Genomic DNA, 17779 nt, shown 5'->3' on the forward strand with positions numbered 1-17779 from the left:
GAGGTCAACGTCGCGGGTAGAGGTCAACGTCGCAGGTGGAGGCCGAGCCGAGGGTGGCGGCCAAGCTCGAGAACGGAGGACGGGCACGAGGGGCGGCCAAGCTCGCGGCGGAGGTCGGCGTCGCGGATGGAGGTCCCTGTCGCGGGTGGTGGCCGAGTGCTCGACTACTGACCAACCGTATGAGTGGTGGGCGGCGCGCTGAGTGGCGGCTGGCCTGGTGAGTGGCGGTGGGTGCACGAGTGGTGGTCGCTCTGGCAAGTGGTGTTCACCTGTATTGGCGGTGGTCGCCTGTACAGCCGGTGGTCACCGGTTTAAGTGGGGACTACCGGTTTAAGTGGTGGGGGCCGGCTTAAGGGGTGGGTACCGGTTATACCGGTTAGGCTGGCTGGTATGGGTGAGGAGGCGGCTGGGCTGCCGATGGTGGGGCATGACGGGCAGCGGTATCGGTTCAATCCTGGGGCGTTGTGTCTGGAGCTGCTGGTCAGCAGCGGGGAGGATGAGCGCGGTACCTGGGAGGTGCTGGGTGCGGTTGAGGACTTCCGGCGTTGGTTGACCGACACGCGGTTTGGCAAGGCTCGGATCGAGCTGAGTGCTGCGGAGCTGGGTGAGCTGAAGAAGTTGCGGGAGTCCGTCTGGCAGTGTGCGGTTCGGGCTGCGCGGCGGGAGCCGATCCGGCGGGTGCACTTCTCCGACTGGAACCGGTTGGCCGCCGCGCCGCCGCCGGTGCCCAAGTTGACCAGCAATGGGCGGCAGTGGCAGGAGCCGGTTGCCGGATCCGCTGTGTTGTCCGCCTTTGCCAGGGATGCCATTGAGTTGTTCGGGGGGCCCTACCTCGACCGGGTTCGGCATTGTTCGGGCGGGGACTGCGAGCTGATCTTCGTGGACACCTCCCGGCCCGGTCAGCGGCGCTGGTGTTCGATGCAGCGGTGTGGCAACCGGGCCAAGCAGCGCGGACGGCAGGGAGCCGCGCATGGTCACGCTTGAGCGGTTGGTCGACGTGCTCGGTGGGCTGGGCACGCGGCTGGGGTGTGCGCCTCGGGGGCGGGAGGTCGAGCTGCGGGGACTGTCGCTGCATGATCCGACCGAGTCGCATCCGACCAGTCCGACCGACGTGTTGCTGGGCATCGGCACCGGGTCGGTGACCGCGGCGGCCCGGCTGGTGCGCGGGACCACCGCCGCGGCCGTGGTGTTGCACGGGCCGCCGGAGCTGGATGAGCGGGTGCTGGCCGCGGCTCGGAGTTCGGGGGCCGCGGTGTTGATGGTTGATCCGGCGGTGCCGTGGAGTCATCTGGCGGGGCTGATTCACACGTTGGTGCTCAGTGGGCAGGGGCCCAGCCGGGATGTGCCGGGGGATCTGTTCGCGGTGGCGGATGCGATCGCGGCGGTGGTGGGCGGGCCGGTCACCATCGAGGATCTCCAGTCCAGGGTGCTGGCCTACTCCAACCGGCAGGAGGACGTGGACGCGGCGCGGGTGCAGACCATCCTGGGGCGGCGGGTGCCGCCGGATGTGCTCAAGGCCCTGGAAGAACACGGCGTGTTCAAGCATCTGGCCAACTCTGACGAGCCGCTGCTGGTGCCGGCGCTGACGCCTGGGTTGCTGGGTCGCCTGATCGTGGCTATTCGGGCTGGGCGGGAACTTCTTGGGTCGGTGTGGGTCGAGGTGACGCCGCCGGTGCGGCCGCAGGCGCACTCGGCCATGGTGGACGGGGCGCGCACCGCGGCACTGCACCTGCTGCGCGCCCGTGCGGGGGCCGATCTGGAGCGGCGGGCCGAGGCTGATGCCGTGCTGAGTCTGTTGGACGGCACCGCGGACGCGCCGGGCACGTTGTCCCGGCTCGGGCTGGCCGCCGGGGCGTTGCGGGTGGTGGCGTTGCACGCGCACGCCGGGATGAACGAGCACGGGGCCGCGCTGCTCGCCTTCGAGCGGGCCACCTCCGGGTTCGGCTGGTCGCGGCCCGGCCGCAGCGCGTTGCTCGGCAACGTGCTCTACACCGTGCTGCCCGATGACAACCCGGCCCGCGACTGGCTGCGTTCGCTGCTGCGCGAGCTGCCCGCCGACGTGGCCGTGCACGCGGGTATCGGCGGCCGGGCCAATCCCGGCGACCTGCCGGCCAGCCGCTTGGAGGCCGAGGAGTGTCTGGCGGCGCGGGTGGCGGGGCTGGTTGACACCGACACCGTGGACTACGACGAGCACTGGGCGCAGGTGTTGCTGCTGCGGCTGCGCACCGCGGCCGAAGCCGGGCGGCTGCCCACGCGCGGGCCGGTGGCCGACCTGCTCCGGCAGGACACCGAGCACGGCACCGACTACCTGGCCACGCTGCGCGCCTGGCTGGCCGCGGGTGGGGACGGCAAGGCCGCCGCGCGCAGGCTCGCCGTGCATCCCAACACCCTGCGCTACCGGCTGCGCAAGATCGAGCAGCTGACCGCGCTGCGCCTGGACGAGGCCGACCAACGGCTGGCCCTGACCGTCGCGCTGGCCGCGCTGCCGGCGCAAGGATCGCGTCAAGATCGCTGGTAGCGGCGTCAACGAGGCGTGAACGGGGGTTCTCCGCGACCGGTCCGCGGCCCGACCATTCCGGTCGTGGCCAACCTGCCTTACACCCTCGCGCTGATCGGCGGCTTCGTCTTCCTCGCGCTGGCCGTCCGCGCGGTCCAGTGGCGCGTCACGGTCCGGCCAGCGCGGCGGCCACCGAACAGGTGAAGCGCTTTCCGCTGCTGGGCACCACGGTCAGCTCCGCCGCGGCCAGGTCCACCACGCAGGTGGCCAGGGTGGCCGAGTCGCCCTCGGCAGGCTGACGGCAGACGCCGCGCGGGTGCGGGCTGGTCAGCACGTCCAGGAACCACTCCACATCCGGCTCGGCGGGCGGTTCAAGGGCGTCCAGGACCTTCGCCCGCTCGCGGCTGGACCGGGTGACCAGCTCGGGCAGGTCCAGGTGGCGCAGGTGGTTGGTGTGCCAGAGCGGGCCCTGGCCCGCCTCCTCGACCGCGCTCGACCCGGCCGCGGCCTCCACGTGCGCCACCCGGCCGGTGCGCAGCTCGGCCAGGTTGTAGGCGAACCCGCCGGCGGAGGGCAGCTCGGTGAGCAGCCGGACGGCCTCGTCCAGGTCCCGGGCCCGGTGCACCGCGCGGGCCACGAAGTGCCTGCCCGGCGCGATGGCCGGTTCGGTCACCGGCAGGTGGTCCAGGCCGAAGACCAGGCCGTGGCCGGTCAGGGTGAAGGCGTTGCTGGGCAGCATGCCCGGGTACCAGAGCGCGGTGACCGGGACCTCGCCCGCGCAGTCCAGGGTGACCAGCAGCAGGCGGCCGGCCAGCTCGGCGCCGCCGTCCTCGTTGTGCGCGAACACCCGGCCCGGCCAGGCCAGGTCCGAACAGCCCGCGCTGCTCGCCTGCGCGGGCAGGTCGCCGCGCAGGTTGACCAGCAGCAGGGTCCGCTCGGACTGGTTCGCGCCCTGGGCCATCGCCGCGAGCTCGGCATATTCCTGAGCGTGGTTCACCCTGGTCAGCGCACTGATTCTGGACAGCCGGACCAGGCCGGTGTCGGTGCGGGCGTAGCGGTCCAGCGCGGGCCACTCCGGCAGCGAGTGCACCGCCTCGGCGATCTCGGCCCGGTACTCCTCGCCGAGCGCGCGGAAGACCTCCAGGCGGGGTCCGGTCAGCCCGGCCCAGCGCAGGCCGTCCAGCTCGCGGTGCGCGTGCGCCACGGACATGGGATCTCCCCTCCTGCGTTTCAACATAGGGGGACGGGCGGAGGAGTGGGGATCGGCGAAACGTGTGAGGATCTTCGCGTGTTCGGCATTGGGATCGATGACCAGGTATGCGACCGGCTGCGGACGGCTTTCCTGTCCGCGGACTACCACGCCGACGGCGTGCTCGAACTGCTCGGCCCGGCCGCGCACGCCGCGCTGGGCCGCGGTGAGCTGGAACCGGCCGCGCGCGCCTGCGCCGACGGCGGTGCGCTGGGCGCGCTGGTCCGGCTGTTCCTGCTGAACGAGCCGGTGCGGGAGAGCGAGGCCGCGGCGGCGCTGCGGCCGCTGCCGGTGGCCGAGGCGATCACCGCCGGAGTGCTGCGCGCTGACGGCGAGCAGGTGCGGGCCGCGCTGGACATCCGGCCCTACGGCGACGACCAGGGCTCCTGGTGGGTGATCTCCGACCTGGACTCCGAGGCCCTCGGCGGCCCGGTGCCCACTGACCACGTGCTCGGTGTCGGACACGCCTCGATCAGCCTGGCCAGGGCCACCGCGCGCCGCCCGGTCGGCACCCTGCTCGACCTGGGCACCGGCTGCGGGGTGCAGTCGCTGCACGCGAGCAGGCACGCCGAGCACGTCACCGCCACCGACCTCTCCGGCCGGGCGCTCGCGCTGGCCTCGGCCACCTTCCGGCTCAACCAGCTGGACGTGGAGCTGGCCCGCGGCGAGTGGTTCGCGCCGGTGGCCGGTCGACGGTTCCAACAGGTGGTGTGCAACCCGCCGTTCGTGGTCGGGCCGCCGAGGGTGGACTACGTCTACCGCGACTCCGGGCTGTCCGGGGACTCGGCCAGCGAGCTGGTCATCCGGCAGCTGCCCGCGCACCTGGCCGACGGCGGAGTGGGGCAGCTGCTCGCCTCCTGGCTGCACGTCAAGGGTCAGGACTGGGCCGAGCGGGTCGCCTCCTGGCTGCCCGGGACCGGGCTGGACGCCTGGGTGGTGCAGCGCGATGTGGCCGATCCGGCGCTCTACGTCGGCACCTGGCTGCGCGACGCCGGGGTGGACCCGCGCTCGCCGGAGGGCCGGGAGCAGGCGGGGCGCTGGCTGGACTGGTTCGCCGAGAACCAGGTCGAGGGCATCGGGTTCGGCTTCGTGACCCTGCGGCACACCCAGTCCGGGCCCGCCGACATCGTCTGCGAGGACCTGCGCCAGGCCTACGACGACCCGCTGGGCCCGGAGACCGCGGGCTGGCTGGACCGGGTGGCCTGGCTTCGTCAGCACAGCGCGGATGAGGACCTGCTCGCCGCCCGGCTCACCGTGCCGGCCGCGGTGCTGCTGGAAGAGGTGTCCAGCCCGGCCGAGGACGGCTGGACCTCGGTGGTGCGCCGCCTGCACCGCCAGGACGGGCCGGGCTGGCAGCACGACCTGGACGAGCTCGCCGCCGCGCTGCTGGCCGGCTGCCGGGGCCACCTGGACCTGGCCGACCTGCTCGGCCTGCTGGCCGCCGCGCACGACCTGCCGCCGCAGGTGCTGGCCATGGGCGCGCTGCCCGCGGTGCGCAACCTGATCCGGCACGGGATGCTGGTGCCCGCCGACTGGGTGGTCACGTGAGGGCGGTCGTCTCCCGGGTGAGCCGGGCCAGCGTGACCGTGGACGGCGAGGTGGTGGGCGCGATCGACGAGCCGGGACTGCTGGTCCTGCTCGGCGTCACGCACACCGACACCGAGGCGACCGCGGCCACCATGGCCCGGAAGCTGCACGAGTTGCGCGTCCTGCGGGATGAGCAGTCCTGTGCCGAAACCGGGGCCCCGCTGCTCGTAGTGAGCCAGTTCACTCTGTACGGCCAGACCCGCAAGGGCAGGCGGCCCTCCTGGACCGAGGCGGCCCGGCCGGAAGCCGCCGAACCCTTGGTGGCCGCGGTGGTAGAAGCCCTGCGTAACCGGGGTGCGCGAGTGGAGACCGGGCGGTTCCGGGCGGCCATGGCGGTGGAAAGCGTGAACGACGGCCCATTCACCGTGCTGGTCGATCTTTAAGGGTTCTCTTTACGCCTTCTCAGCGAATCCTCAGCCTGCGGAAGCAACCCCGCAGGAGCGCCTGACGTCTTGCAAATAGAGAGTGGGTACCGGGAACGAAACCGCGATCGGCTTCGTTATCCAAGTGTCCAGCCAGGACAGGACGGGGAATCCGAACAGGGACGGAACCCCGCACTGAAGGGGCCGCCGCGCAACGGGGCGTCGGCTTGGTGACGCATGCCCGCATGACGCCTGTTTGCCCGCGACCAGGGAGGGAGCTCCGATGACCGTCCCACTGAAGCTTACTGAGCAGGAGCCGCAGGAGGCTGTTCTCGAGGCGCACGACCTCGACGCGCAGAGCCCCGCGGCTGACCTGGTTCGAGTCTACCTGAACGGAATCGGCCGCACCGCGTTGTTGACCGCCGCGCAGGAAGTCGATCTCGCCAAGCGGATCGAGGCAGGTGTATTCGCACGGCACATGCTGGATGAGGACAAGTCGTTGTCCCCGCAGCGCCGCGCGGACCTAAGGACGCTGGTCCGGGACGGGCACACCGCGAAGAACCACCTGCTGGAGGCGAACCTCCGCCTGGTGGTCAGCCTCGCCAAGCGCTACACCGGCCGCGGCATGCCGCTGCTGGACCTGATCCAGGAAGGCAACCTGGGCCTGATCCGCGCGGTGGAGAAGTTCGACTACAGCAAGGGCTTCAAGTTCTCCACCTACGCCACCTGGTGGATCCGCCAGGCGATCACCCGTGGCATGGCCGACCAGGGCCGCACCATCCGGCTGCCCGTGCACCTGGTGGAACAGGTGAACAAGCTGGCCAGGATCAAGCGCGACCTGCACCAGCAGCTGGGCCGCGAGGCCACGCACGAGGAGCTGGCCGCCGAGTCCGGCCTGCCCGCTGACAAGATCGCCGACCTGCTCGACCACGCGCGGGACCCGGTGAGCCTGGACATGCCGGTGGGCGCCGAGGAGGACGCCCCGCTGGGCGACTTCATCGAGGATTCCGAGGCCACCGACGCGGAGAGCGCGGTCATCTCGGGCCTGCTCCAGGACGACCTGCGCCGGGTGCTGGCCACCCTGGACGACCGGGAGCAGCACGTGATCCGCCTGCGCTACGGCCTGGACGACGGCCAGCCCAGGACGCTGGACCAGATCGGCCGCCGGTTCGGCCTCTCGCGGGAGCGGGTGCGCCAGATCGAGCGGGAGGTCATGTCCAAGCTCCGCCAGGGTGACCGCGCCGAACGTCTGCGCGCCTACGCCAGCTGACGCTGAGTAGTCCCCCGGCTCACCCAGATAGCCGCGTTGACTTGTGACCTGCCTCACGGCACGGTTCTCAAGAACCAACACAGACTGCGCAGCCCGGACGTACCACTGCGACCGGACTGCACACCCCGGGAGGTCGGACCCGTCGGGGGCGGGTCCGGCCTTCCGACATGTCCGGGGCCGGTCAGTCCGCCAGGATGCGGGCGACCCAGCGGTTGATCTCGTCCTCGGTCGCGCCGTGCGCGAGCAGCCAGCCCCTGGGGCCGCCTTCGTGGTTGTCCAGCACGTCCAGCACGCCCTCGATCGCCGGGGCGGGCGCGGCCAGCAGGTGCTTCATCGCGGCCAGCTGCTCCTCGGTGGGCTCGGGGCGGCCGAGGCTGAGCGCGACCCGGCGGATCACCCCGCTCATGTTGGCCTCGGTGCGCACGTAGTCGGCGATGACGGTGTCCCTCGGCACCCCGGCCACCCGCAGCAGCAGCGCGACCGACACCCCGGTGCGGTCCTTGCCAACCGAGCAGTGCACCAGCACCGCGCCCGGCGCCGAACCGGCCAGCCGGACCACCTCGACCAACCCGTCCGCGGACTCCTCCAGCAGCTGCAGGTACAGCTTGCCCAGGTCCAGCGCGGCGGGGTCGGTGGCCGCGGCGGCCATCACCAGGTCCAGCATCGGGATGCGGTGCACCTGCGCGCCGTCGACGAGCAACGGGTGCTCCGGGTTGCCCTCCTTGGCGCCGCGCAGGTCGAGCACGACCGCGGGCGGCCAGCCGGCCAGCTCCGGCACCGGGTCGCCGGCCAGCGGCGCCTCACTGCGCAGCAGCACGCCGGGGCGGGTCTGCCTGCCGTCCTCGGTGGGCAGTCCGCCCAGGTCCCTGCCGTTGGCCAAGCCGGTGGTCATCATGTCCCCCTCGACTAAGTTGAGTTGACCCCCAAACCTACGCGGGAGATCAGCGGTGCTCGACCTGCCCCAGCTGCAAGCCCTGCACGCGGTGCACGCCCAGGGTTCGGTGCGGGCGGCCGCGCGGGTGCTGCACCTGACCACCTCGGCGGTGTCCCAGCGGCTGGCCAGGCTGGAGCGCGAGCTGGGGCGGCCGCTGCTGGAGCGCACCGGGCGCGGGGTGCGGCTGACCGAGGCCGCGCTGGTGCTGGTCGAGCACGCCGAACGCATCCTGGCCGCGGTCGCCGAGGCGGAGGCCGCGGTGGAGGACCAGGCCGGGGCGGTGCTGGGCGGGGTGTCGGTGGCGGCCTTCTCCACCGCGGCCCGCGCCCTGCTGCCACCGGCGCTGGCCCTGCTCCGCGCCCGGCACCCCGAGCTGCGGGTCCGGCTCGGCGAGCTGGAACCGCACGAGTGCCTGCCGCTGGTCGCCCGCGCCGAGCTGGACCTGGCGATCCTGCAGGACTGGCCGGACGAACCCTTGGACCTGCCCGCCGGTCTGGACCGCGCGCCGCTGCTGGACGACGTGGTCGACCTCGCTGTGCCAGTGGGGCACAGACTGACCGGCACCGTGTCCCTCGCCGAGCTGGCCGGGGAGGGCTGGGTCAGCTGGCCGGACGGGACCGGCTGCCACGCCTGGCTGCACCGGATCACCGGCGGCGCGGACGTGCTGCACACCGCGGGCGAGCACCACACCCAGCTGGCGCTGGTGGCGCGCGGGCTGGGGGTGGCGATGATGCCGAGGCTGGGCCGGGGCGAGCTGCCGCCGGGCGTGCGGGTGGTCGAGCTGGACCCCGCGCCGCACCGGCACGTGTACGCGGTGTGGCGGCCGGAGTCGGCGCGGCGACCGGCGATCAGGGCGGTGCTGGAGGCGGTCGACCTGGCCGCGCTGGAGCTGGCCGGTTGATCACCCGAGCTTGGCCAGCTGTGCCGCGGTCAGCGTGATCTCCCGCGCGGCCACGTTCTCCGCCAGGTGCGCGCGCGAGCTGGTGCCGGGTATCGGCACCATCACCGGCGAGTGGTGCAGCAGCCAGGCCAGCGCCACCTGCGTGGGCGTCGCGCCGAGCTCGCGGGCCACCTCGGTCACCGGCTGGGGCAGCGCGCCGTTGGCCACCGGCAGCCAGGGCACAAACGCGATCCCCGCCGCCTCGCAGTAGGCCAGCACGTCCTCGTGCCGCCGGTCAGCCAGGTTGTACCGGTTCTGCACGCTGGCGATCTCCACCTGTTCCCTGGCCAGCGCCAGCTGCTCCACGCTCACCTCGGACAGCCCGACCCTGGCCGCCTTGCCCTCGCGCACCAGGTCGGCCAGCACGCCGAACTGCTCCCGCGCCGGGACCTCCGGGTCGATCCGGTGCAGCTGGAACAGGTCCAGGCGGTCCACCCGCAGCCGCCGCAGGCTCAGCTCGACCTGTTGCCGCAGGTACTCGGGGCGGCCCAGCGGCACCCACTCCCCCGGTCCCGGCCTGCATTGGCCTGCCTTGGTGCCGATCACCAGGTGCGCCGGGTAGGGGTGCAGGGCCTGAGCCAGCAGCTCCTCGTTGGCGCCGAGTCCGTAGGCGTCGGCGGTGTCGATGAAGTCCACGCCGAGCTCCACCGCGTGGCGGGCCACCGCGATCGCCTCGGCGGGGTCGGCGGGCCGGTCCCAGCCGGTGAGCCGCATCGCGCCGAAGCCCAGCCGGAAGTCACTGATCGTCATGCCTGGAGACTCTGCCCAGCTCAGCCGGGCTGTGGGCGCACCGTCAGCGGACTGGCCCGTCCAGCGCCGCTGCACGATCCGGACGTGGATCACACCCGGTCAGCGCGGGGCGGCCGAGCGCACGCGGTAGTTTCATGAGATACCCGAACCGCAGGCAAGGGAGCCGGCGTGACTGCCACCACCACGGCGTTTGAGTACACCGACGTCCTGCCGCTGGGCCCGGACCAGACCGAGTACCGCCTCGTCACCACCGAGGGCGTGCGGCTGGTCGAGGCGGCCGGGCGGCGCTTCCTCGAGGTCGACCCCGAGGTGCTGACCCTGCTCGCCCGGGAGGCGATCAAGGACATCCAGCACCTGCTGCGGCCCTCGCACCTGGCTCAGCTGCGCGCGATCATCGACGACCCGGAGGCCAGCGGCAACGACCGGTTCGTGGCGATGGACCTGCTGCGCAACGCCTGCATCGCCGCGGGCGGGGTGCTGCCGATGTGCCAGGACACCGGCACCGCGATCGTGATGGGCAAGCGCACCGAGACCGTGCTCACCGGCGGCGCGGACGAGCAGGCGCTGTCCAAGGGCATCTTCGACGCCTACCAGGAACTGAACCTGCGCTACTCGCAGATGGCCCCGGTGACCTTCTGGGACGAGAAGAACACCGGCTCCAACCTGCCCGCGCAGGTGGAGATCTTCACCAAGCCCGGCCAGGAACCCAAGTACGAGTTCCTGTTCATGGCCAAGGGCGGCGGCAGCGCGAACAAGACCTTCCTGTACCAGGAGACCAAGGCGCTGCTGAACCCGGCGCGGCTGGCCAAGTTCCTGGACGAGAAGCTGCGCAGCCTGGGCACCGCGGCCTGCCCGCCCTACCACCTCGCGGTGGTGGTCGGCGGCCTGTCCGCGGAGCAGAACCTCAAGGTGGCCAAGCTGGCTTCCGCGCGCTACCTGGACGAGCTGCCCACCGAGGGATCGGCGCTGGGGCACGCCTTCCGCGATGTCGACCTGGAACAGCAGGTGCTGGAGCTGACCCGGCAGTTCGGCATCGGCGCGCAGTTCGGCGGCAAGTACTTCTGCCACGACGTGCGGGTGATCCGGCTGCCCCGGCACGGCGCCTCCTGCCCGGTCGGCGTGGCGGTGTCCTGCTCGGCGGACCGGCAGGCCAAGGCGAAGATCACCCCGGAGGGCGTGTTCATCGAGCAGCTGGAGCGGGACCCGGCGCGGTTCCTGCCCGAGATCGGCGACGGCGAGCTCTCCGACGAGGTGGTCAACATCGACCTGACCCGTCCGATGGCGGAGATCCGGGAGACGCTCTCGCAGCTGCCGGTGAAGACCAGGGTGTCGCTGACCGGTCCGCTGGTGGTGGCCCGGGACATCGCGCACGCCAAGATCAAGGAGCGGCTGGACGCGGGCGAGGGCATGCCGCAGTACCTGCGCGACCACCCCGTCTACTACGCGGGCCCGGCCAAGACGCCGGAGGGTTACGCCTCCGGTTCGTTCGGGCCGACCACCGCGGGCCGGATGGACTCCTACGTCGAGCAGTTCCAGGCCGCGGGCGGCTCACTGGTCATGCTGGCCAAGGGAAACCGGTCCAAGCAGGTGACCGAGGCCTGCCAGAACCACGGCGGGTTCTACCTCGGCTCGATCGGCGGCCCGGCCGCGCGGCTGGCCCAGGACTGCATCCGCAAGGTCGAGGTGCTGGAGTACGCCGAGCTGGGCATGGAGGCGGTGTGGAAGATCGAGGTCGAGGACTTCCCCGCGTTCGTGGTGGTCGACGACAAGGGCAACGACTTCTTCGCGGGCACCAGCCAGCCGACGCTGCAGGTGTCCTTCCGCCGCTGATTTTCCTTACTCCAGAACGATTGTGAGCACATGGCAAGGTACGCGCTGCTGATTCTGCCCGCGTTCAACCGGGTGTACGGGGAGTCGGCCGTCCGGCTGACCCGCACCGAGCTGGCGGTGTTCAGCGAGACCGCGTTGCACAGCGAGCTCGGGGAGGTCGCCGAGACGGAGATCGGCGGCGTCCCGTACGTCACCTTCGAGGCCGGCGAGCTGGACGAGTACGACATCTCGTTGCTGTCCAACCTGTCCTCGGTGTACGCGCTGTTCGCGGTGGAGGGCGAGCTGCTGCGGCCGCTGCGAGTGTCCCCTGTGGACAAGTTCAGCAGCGACCTGCTGACCATCCAGAAGTACTCGGGCAAGACCAACGAGCACTTCACCAAGCTGCTGCTCAACGTCACCCTGCTGGCCCGCGCCGAACCCACCGAGCTGCTGGAGAAGCGGCTGGCCGTGTTCGACCCGATGTGCGGGCGTGGCACCACGCTCAACCAGGCGCTGATGTACGGCTACGACGCCTACGGCATGGACCTGGACGGCAAGGACTTCGACGCCTACGCGCACTTCCTGGCCACCTGGCTGAAGAACCACCGGATCAAGCACCAGCACGAGGTCACCCCGATCCGCCGGGACAGGGCGCTGATCGGCAAGCGGCTCAGCGTGAAGCTGGGGCTGACCAAGGAGCTGTACAAGGCCGGTGAGGTCAACCAGCTCATGGTGGTCAACGCCGACACCGTGCGCAGCAGGGAGTTCTTCCGCGCGGAGACCGTGGACGCGATCGTCACCGACGCGCCCTACGGCGTCCAGCACGGGTCCCGGCCCACCCAGAAGCACCTGTCCCGCAGCCCGCTGGATCTGCTGTTCAACGCGGTCCCCGGCTGGAGCAAGATCCTGCGGCCCGGCGGTGCGATCGGCATCTCCTGGAACACGCACGTGGCCGGCCGGGAGGATCTGGTGAAGATCCTGGCGGACAACGGTTTGCAGCCGCTTGATGACGGTCCGTGGCGGGAGTTCGAGCACCGGGTGGACCAGTCGATCATCCGCGACCTGGTGGTGGCGCGCAAACCCGGCTGAGCCGATATCCGGCTGCCCGCGCGGGGGTGGTGACCGCATACTGTCGCGGTGCGCAAGTTCCCGAGCTACCGCTGGCTGCCCAAGGGCGCGGTGCCGTTCAGCCATGGCGAACCCGAGGGCAGGCCGGTCGGCCGGTACCTCGGTCTTGGCGTGGCCACGCTGGTGCTGATGGCCCAGCCGCTGGTGCTGCCGCGCTGGGCCTGGTTGCTGGTGGTGGCCAGCTTGGCCGTGCTCGCCACGGTGGCCTTCGCCTACGGGCGGCGGCCCGCCTACCCGACCACCTGGCTGGTCCGCCAGCCCGAGCGGATCGGGCTGGTCCGCGCCGGCGACGAGGACGTCACCGGTCCGGCGCCGGCCACGGTGACCTGGTTGCACAGCGCGGAAACCCAGATCTGGCAGCGGTCCTGGGCGGTGGCGGTGGAAGGCGCGGCCGAGCGGGTACTGGACGCGGCCGGGCAGGCCGACCCGGCGAACATCACGGCCTGGGACGAGGACGACGACGAACCCGGCCCGCTGCCCGGCTACGTGTTGCGCGACCGGCGGGGCGCGGTGGGCGTGCCGGGGTACCACCTGCCGCCCAGCGCCGAGGACCGGACCGGGACGCTGCCGTTCGAGTGGCTGGGCGTGCCGCGGGAGGAGCTGCCCGCGCAGCGGCACGCGCCCACGGTCACCAGGGTCACCTTCGACGATGTCCGCGCGCTGGCCAGGGCCGGGGTCGCGCCCGCGCACCGGCTGGAGGCGGCCTTCGACCGGTACGCGCAGCCGACCGAGGCGGATCTGGTGCTGGAGCTGGGTTTGCCGCGTTCCTGGGCGTCCATTCTGGACACGTTGCCGCCCGCGGAGGTGCGGGCGCTGCCGGTGGCCGAGCGGATCGCGGTGCTGCGCGCGGAGGTCCTCGCCCAGAGTGAGCGGGATCTGGCCTGGGAACGGGAACGCGGCGTGGCGGTCCCGCTCACTCCACAGTGGACTGACCGGTGGCTGCGGCGGCTGGACACACTGGGCCCGGCGGCGGAACAGGCGCCTCAGCTGACGGCCGGCGCGTGGCCGGAGCTCTCCGGCACCGCGCGCACCGCGCTGCTGCTCGCCGCGACCGGGACCGACCTGTCCGACCGGCCGCTCCGCCCGGCGCTGGAAAGCCTCGGCGTGCCAACGGAGTCACCGGTGGAACGGCTGTCCTGGGGTCCAGCCCACCGCTTCTGGCAGGTGATGGACCGGGTGTCCCTGCTCGCCTGCTGGGCGGTGACGATCGCCGCCAGCGCCTCGGTCGCGTTCTGGGCGCAGAGCTGACTCAACACGGCGCCCCGGCTGGGGTCCGCGCCTGCCGGGGCGCCGTGCATGTGGGTGGTCGGGTTACTTGGTCTCCTGCTTGGCCGTCACGCTGACCGTGCGCTCGCCCAACGGCTTGGCGAGCTTCACCGTGACCGGCGGGAAGCGCAGGTCCATCGTGCAGGCCTCGCTGTTGGCCGGCGTGGTCTCCACCAGGGTGATCTTCACCGCGGTGTCGGTCTGCTCGGTCAGGTCGGCGCGCACCTTGCTGCAGCCGCCTTCCTTGCCGAACGTGCCGACCACGCTGCCGTCACCCTCGGTCCACACCCGCTTGGGGAAGTCCGCGGGCAGCGCTGACAGATCGGCCTTGTTCTTCGCCAACGGTTTTCCGCCCTGCGGCGGTTCGGGTTCGGGTCCTGCCTCTGACGTCGGCTGCTGGGCGGAGGAGGAGGGCGGCGGGGTCGGCTGTCCGCCGAATCCCGCCGTGGGCTCCGCACAGGCACTCAGTGCGAGCACCAGCGCCGCCCCGGCGCCGACCACGGTTGCTAGACGTCTCATGTGCACAGGACGGAACGGTAGCCACGGCGGGTTGCACGCGCGGGTTAAACAGAAAAACAGCCGTGGGATCGACCGCCCGGCAGGAGCGGTCGATCCCACGGCATCGCCGGGGCAGGCGTCAGGGCGCTACCTCAGCGAGTCCAGTGCTTCCCGGACCACGGCCAACCTGGCCCCGGAGGCGAGTCCGGCGTGGTAGAGGTGGAACTCCTCCACCCCGGCCGCGGCCAGTGCGGCCAGCTCCGCGCGCATGGCCGGGGCGTCGATCGGCTTGGGCGGCAGGGCGAGCACGTAGCCGGCGATCCTGGTCTGCGGGGCCAGTTTCCGCAGCGCCTCGATACCGGGGATGCTCGCTTCCGGGCCGGGCCAGCACATGGCCACCACCGCGTCCACCTCCACCCCCAGCTCGGGTGCGGCGGTGGCGAACGGACCGGTGGCCCACGGGTCGGCGTTGGCGTGCACGATGACCCTGGCTTCCGGCGCCAGCTCGCGGACCTCGCCGACCAGCAGCGCGCGCAGTCGCGCGACCACACTGGTCCGTACGGCGGCCAGCGCGCTGGCCAGTTCGACGCCCAGCGCGGACTCCACGCTGTCCGGCTCGCCCGCGTCCACCGCGGTGCGCACCTGGGCACGCAGCGTGTCCACCTCGATACCGGCCTCGGTGTAGCGGGCCGCACAGGCGGCGCAGAAGCAGATCGACAGCAGCGCCTGGCGGACCTTGCCCCAGTCACCGCCCTCGGTCTTCTCGTGGTGCCCGCCGTGGAAGAAGCCGAGCGGCCCGCAGGCCTCCAGCACCACGCCGTCCGGCCGCCCCTGCTCGACGATCTCGCGCACCAGGGTCAGCGCGTACTCCACCACCTCCGGCTGCGTGGTGCACAGCGCGTACGGGTAGCGGTCGCCGAAGGCGTTGCGCACCACCAGCTCTGGTGCGAGGTCGCCGAGGCGGCTGCTGTGCGTGAGCACGGTCCAGGCGTACACCGGCAGGCCGGCGGCCTTGAGCGCGTCCCGGGCCTGGCCGTAGGAGTCCGGACCGTCCACCCAGGACGGTTCGGCCGGGGTGAGCCTGCGCCCGCCCCAGGCCTGCTCGCGGACCGGCACGTACAGCGCGGCGTGCCGGGCGTCGACGAGGCGGTGCTCCGGGTGCAGCGGGGTGGCGGCCCGCACGGTGTGGTAGGAGGCGGCCAGCGCGACCGCGTCCACCCCGAGGTCGAGGATCCGTCGCACCGCACCGGGATCGCCGATGATGTCCCACGGGTAGGCGTGGGCTACGGAGGTCACCACCGGGGCCGCTTCCTCTCGTAGTCAGGCTGGAACTTCTGCATGTAGCCGGTGTCGTCCCGCACCGTCTGGCCGCAGCTCAGGTAGTTCTCGTGCAGCCGCGCCAGCTGGTCGCGGTCCAGGGTGACGCCCAGGCCCGGCGAGGTCGGCACCGGCATCGCACCGTCCACAAAGGACACAACCCCGGGTTCGACCACGTCGTCCTGCGCGTTCCACGGGTAGTGCGTGTCGCAGGCGTAGGACAGGTTCGGCGTGGCCGCGGCCAGGTGGGTCATCGCGGTCAGGCTGATGCCCAGGTGCGAGTTGGAGTGCATGGACAGCCCGATGCCGAAGGTCTCGCAGATCGCGCCCAGGTGCCGGGAGCGGGTCAGGCCGCCCCAGTAGTGGTGGTCGGAGAGGATGACCTGCACCGCGTCCTTGGCCACCGCCTCGGGCAGGTGGTCGAAGGAGACCACGCACATGTTGGTGGCCAACGGCATCGTGGCCTGCTTGGCCACCTCGGCCATGCCGTCGATGCCGGGGGTCGGGTCCTCCAGGTACTCCAGGACGCCGTCGAGCTCCTTGGCCACCCGCAGCGAGGTCGGCACCGACCAGGCGCAGTTCGGGTCGATCCGCAAGGGGTGGTTGGGGAAGGCCTCGCGCAGCGCGTGCATGGCGGCGATCTCCTCCTCGGGCGGGAACACCCCGCCCTTGAGCTTGATCGAGCCGAAGCCGTACTCCGCGAACATCTTCCGGGTCTGCTCGACCATCCCGGCCGGGTCGAGTGCCGCGCCCCACTCGTCGTCCTCGGCGCCGGGGTGCCCCGCCCACTTGTAGAACAGGTAGGCGCTGTAGGGCACCGCGTCGCGGACCTTGCCGCCCAGCAGGTCGTGCACCGGGCGGCCCAGGATGTGACCCTGGATGTCCAGGCAGGCCACCTCGAACGGCGAGAACACCCGGTCCACGGTGCCGCCGGAGGTGAAGTCACCGGTGAGGCCGTGGTGGTCCCAGCCGGTCGCGCCGCCGAGCCCCTCGGCCACCAGCGCGTGGATCCGGTTGAGCGCGTAGACGTCCACGCCGATCAGGCGCGGCACCACCTGCTCCATCCTGGCCAGGTGCCCGGCGTCGCCGTAGCTCTCGCCGAGGCCCAGCACGCCGTCCTCGGTGACCACCTCGATGATCGAGCGCAGCGCCCACGGCTCGTGCACGCCCGCCGAGTTCAGCAGCGGCGGGTCGCGGAAGGCGATCGGGGTGATGGTGATCCGCTGGATCCGGGTGCCCGTGCTCATACCAGCTCCAGTCCGGCCGCCACGATCTTCTCCAGTTCGGCGAGGTGTTCCGGCACCGGGTCGGTCAGCGGGGCGCGCACGCCGCCGCAGTCCAGGCCGCGCTGCTTGACCGCGGCCTTCACCAGCGACACCGCGTAGCCGGGGGACTTGTCCCGCAGCGCCACCAGCGGGCCGTAGAAGCCGTGCAGCAGCGCGCCGACCTTCTCGGTGTCCCCGGCCTCGACCGCGCGGTAGAAGGCCAGCGAGATCTCCGGGGCGAAGCAGAACACCGCGGAGGAGTACAGCGCCACGCCGATGCCGCGGTAGGCGGGCACGGTCATCTCCGCGGTGGGCAGGCCGTTGAAGAACTGGAACGGGGTGTCCACCTCGGCCCGGACCGCGAGCACGATGCGGTGCATCAGGTCCAGGTCGCCGAGGCCGTCCTTGAAGCCGACCACGTTGGGCAGCTTGGCCACCTCCACCGCGGTCTCCGGGGTGAAGATCGCGTTGTTGCGCTGGTAGACGATCACCGGTAGGTCGGTGCTCCCGGCCACCTGGCGCACCCACTCGGCCAGGCCCTCCGGCCGCGAGCCCACCAGGTACGGCGGGAGCAGCAGCAGGCCGTCCGCGCCTGCCCGCTTGGCCGCGGCGGCGAACTGCTTGGCCAGCGGCAGCGAACCGCCCGCGCCGGCCAGCACCGGCACCCGGCCCGCGGTGGCCTCCACCGCCACCTGGACCACGCGCTCGTACTCACCCGGTTCCAGCGCGTGGAACTCGCCCGTGCCACAGGCCACGAAGACGCCACCTGGCCCGGCGTCCACCCCACGCTTGACGTGCTCGGCGAGCACGTCCTCGGCCACCTCGCCGGTCCCGGTGAACGGGGTCACCGGGAAGAACAGAACTCCATCCAGCTGCATGTCAGACCTCACGACGTCGAGACCGGCGA

16 protein-coding genes are annotated in these 17779 nt (G+C 71.9%); 9 read left to right on the plus strand and 7 right to left on the minus strand.

Going from position 1 to position 17779, the window contains the following annotated elements; all coding sequences use genetic code 11:
* The first annotated feature begins 390 nt into the window (after positions 1–390).
* Together M8C13_RS04195 and M8C13_RS04200 are read left to right on the plus strand one after the other, a co-directional pair.
* Entirely contained in the window at positions 391–984 is a 594-nt protein-coding gene (locus M8C13_RS04195) for an ABATE domain-containing protein (RefSeq protein ID WP_252479109.1), read from the plus strand.
* Positions 971–2518, plus strand: coding sequence for a CdaR family transcriptional regulator (locus M8C13_RS04200; protein ID WP_252479110.1), 1548 nt, complete (start codon positions 971–973; stop codon positions 2516–2518). The genes M8C13_RS04195 and M8C13_RS04200 overlap by 14 nt, the downstream gene beginning before the upstream one ends.
* A 145-nt stretch (positions 2519–2663) precedes the next feature.
* On the opposite strand, the gene M8C13_RS04205 is transcribed toward M8C13_RS04200, so the two are convergent.
* Positions 2664–3707, minus strand: coding sequence for a C45 family peptidase (locus M8C13_RS04205; RefSeq protein ID WP_252479111.1), 1044 nt, complete (start codon positions 3705–3707; stop codon positions 2664–2666).
* Positions 3708–3785: 78 nt separating this feature from the next.
* Here M8C13_RS04205 and M8C13_RS04210 point away from each other — a divergent pair, with 78 nt between their 5' ends.
* The 3 genes from M8C13_RS04210 to M8C13_RS04220 all read left to right on the plus strand — a co-directional run bounded on the left by M8C13_RS04210 (position 3786) and on the right by M8C13_RS04220 (position 6965).
* A complete protein-coding gene (locus tag M8C13_RS04210) occupies positions 3786–5294 on the plus strand; it encodes a methyltransferase (protein ID WP_252479112.1) in 1509 nt (502 codons plus the stop codon).
* Positions 5291–5716, plus strand: a complete 426-nt coding sequence (dtd, locus tag M8C13_RS04215) for a D-aminoacyl-tRNA deacylase (RefSeq protein ID WP_252479113.1) — start codon at positions 5291–5293, stop codon at positions 5714–5716. The genes M8C13_RS04210 and dtd overlap by 4 nt, the downstream gene beginning before the upstream one ends.
* A 262-nt stretch (positions 5717–5978) precedes the next feature.
* Complete coding sequence (locus M8C13_RS04220) at positions 5979–6965, plus strand: sigma-70 family RNA polymerase sigma factor (protein ID WP_252479114.1); 987 nt, start codon at positions 5979–5981, stop codon at positions 6963–6965.
* 181 nt (positions 6966–7146) lie between these two features.
* Here the strand turns inward: M8C13_RS04220 and M8C13_RS04225 are convergent, their stop codons facing one another.
* Entirely contained in the window at positions 7147–7857 is a 711-nt protein-coding gene (locus M8C13_RS04225; protein WP_252479115.1) for a tyrosine-protein phosphatase, read from the minus strand.
* Between the two features lie 55 nt (positions 7858–7912).
* Here M8C13_RS04225 and M8C13_RS04230 point away from each other — a divergent pair, with 55 nt between their 5' ends.
* The gene (locus M8C13_RS04230) at positions 7913–8800 is read left to right on the plus strand and encodes a LysR family transcriptional regulator (RefSeq protein WP_252479116.1); all 888 of its coding nucleotides are present in this window, start codon (positions 7913–7915) and stop codon (positions 8798–8800) included.
* Here M8C13_RS04230 and M8C13_RS04235 read toward each other — a convergent pair whose 3' ends face one another.
* On the minus strand, positions 8801–9589 hold the full coding sequence (locus M8C13_RS04235) for an aldo/keto reductase (protein ID WP_252479117.1): 789 nt from the start codon (positions 9587–9589) through the stop codon (positions 8801–8803).
* Between the two features lie 168 nt (positions 9590–9757).
* On the opposite strand from M8C13_RS04235, the gene M8C13_RS04240 reads away from it, so the two are divergent.
* From M8C13_RS04240 to M8C13_RS04250, 3 genes are read left to right on the plus strand one after another with little or no spacing between them, the layout of a single operon-like run.
* The gene (locus M8C13_RS04240; RefSeq protein ID WP_252479118.1) at positions 9758–11419 is read left to right on the plus strand and encodes a fumarate hydratase; all 1662 of its coding nucleotides are present in this window, start codon (positions 9758–9760) and stop codon (positions 11417–11419) included.
* 30 nt (positions 11420–11449) lie between these two features.
* Positions 11450–12487 carry a TRM11 family methyltransferase gene (locus M8C13_RS04245; protein WP_252479119.1) on the plus strand — a complete coding sequence of 346 codons (1038 nt, stop codon included), beginning with the start codon at positions 11450–11452 and terminating at the stop codon, positions 12485–12487.
* Between the two features lie 48 nt (positions 12488–12535).
* Entirely contained in the window at positions 12536–13774 is a 1239-nt protein-coding gene (locus M8C13_RS04250) for a hypothetical protein (RefSeq protein WP_252479120.1), read from the plus strand.
* Between the two features lie 63 nt (positions 13775–13837).
* On the opposite strand, the gene M8C13_RS04255 is transcribed toward M8C13_RS04250, so the two are convergent.
* The 4 genes from M8C13_RS04255 to M8C13_RS04270 form a co-directional block, all read right to left on the minus strand.
* Positions 13838–14311 (minus strand): hypothetical protein, encoded by a 474-nt coding sequence (locus M8C13_RS04255; protein WP_252479121.1) that lies wholly within the window; start codon positions 14309–14311, stop codon positions 13838–13840.
* Between the two features lie 126 nt (positions 14312–14437).
* Positions 14438–15586 carry a hypothetical protein gene (locus tag M8C13_RS04260; RefSeq protein ID WP_252479122.1) on the minus strand — a complete coding sequence of 383 codons (1149 nt, stop codon included), beginning with the start codon at positions 15584–15586 and terminating at the stop codon, positions 14438–14440.
* Complete coding sequence (locus tag M8C13_RS04265; RefSeq protein ID WP_252479123.1) at positions 15583–16854, minus strand: glucarate dehydratase family protein; 1272 nt, start codon at positions 16852–16854, stop codon at positions 15583–15585. The genes M8C13_RS04260 and M8C13_RS04265 overlap by 4 nt, the downstream gene beginning before the upstream one ends.
* Positions 16851–17750 carry a 5-dehydro-4-deoxyglucarate dehydratase gene (locus M8C13_RS04270; RefSeq protein ID WP_252479124.1) on the minus strand — a complete coding sequence of 300 codons (900 nt, stop codon included), beginning with the start codon at positions 17748–17750 and terminating at the stop codon, positions 16851–16853. The genes M8C13_RS04265 and M8C13_RS04270 overlap by 4 nt, the downstream gene beginning before the upstream one ends.
* Positions 17751–17779: the final 29 nt, after the last annotated feature.

Source organism: Crossiella sp. SN42 (genome assembly GCF_023897065.1).
Classification (GTDB): domain Bacteria; phylum Actinomycetota; class Actinomycetes; order Mycobacteriales; family Pseudonocardiaceae; genus Crossiella.

Coding starts and splice junctions, on each gene's coding strand:
- M8C13_RS04195 (WP_252479109.1), top strand. CDS start 391: ATGGGTGAGGAGGCGGCTGGGCTGCCGATGGTGGGGCATGACGGGCAG.
- M8C13_RS04200 (WP_252479110.1), top strand. CDS start 971: ATGGTCACGCTTGAGCGGTTGGTCGACGTGCTCGGTGGGCTGGGCACG.
- M8C13_RS04205 (WP_252479111.1), bottom strand. CDS start 3,707: ATGTCCGTGGCGCACGCGCACCGCGAGCTGGACGGCCTGCGCTGGGCC.
- M8C13_RS04220 (WP_252479114.1), top strand. CDS start 5,979: ATGACCGTCCCACTGAAGCTTACTGAGCAGGAGCCGCAGGAGGCTGTT.
- M8C13_RS04225 (WP_252479115.1), bottom strand. CDS start 7,857: ATGACCACCGGCTTGGCCAACGGCAGGGACCTGGGCGGACTGCCCACC.
- M8C13_RS04235 (WP_252479117.1), bottom strand. CDS start 9,589: ATGACGATCAGTGACTTCCGGCTGGGCTTCGGCGCGATGCGGCTCACC.
- M8C13_RS04245 (WP_252479119.1), top strand. CDS start 11,450: ATGGCAAGGTACGCGCTGCTGATTCTGCCCGCGTTCAACCGGGTGTAC.
- M8C13_RS04255 (WP_252479121.1), bottom strand. CDS start 14,311: ATGAGACGTCTAGCAACCGTGGTCGGCGCCGGGGCGGCGCTGGTGCTC.
- M8C13_RS04265 (WP_252479123.1), bottom strand. CDS start 16,854: ATGAGCACGGGCACCCGGATCCAGCGGATCACCATCACCCCGATCGCC.
- M8C13_RS04270 (WP_252479124.1), bottom strand. CDS start 17,750: ATGCAGCTGGATGGAGTTCTGTTCTTCCCGGTGACCCCGTTCACCGGG.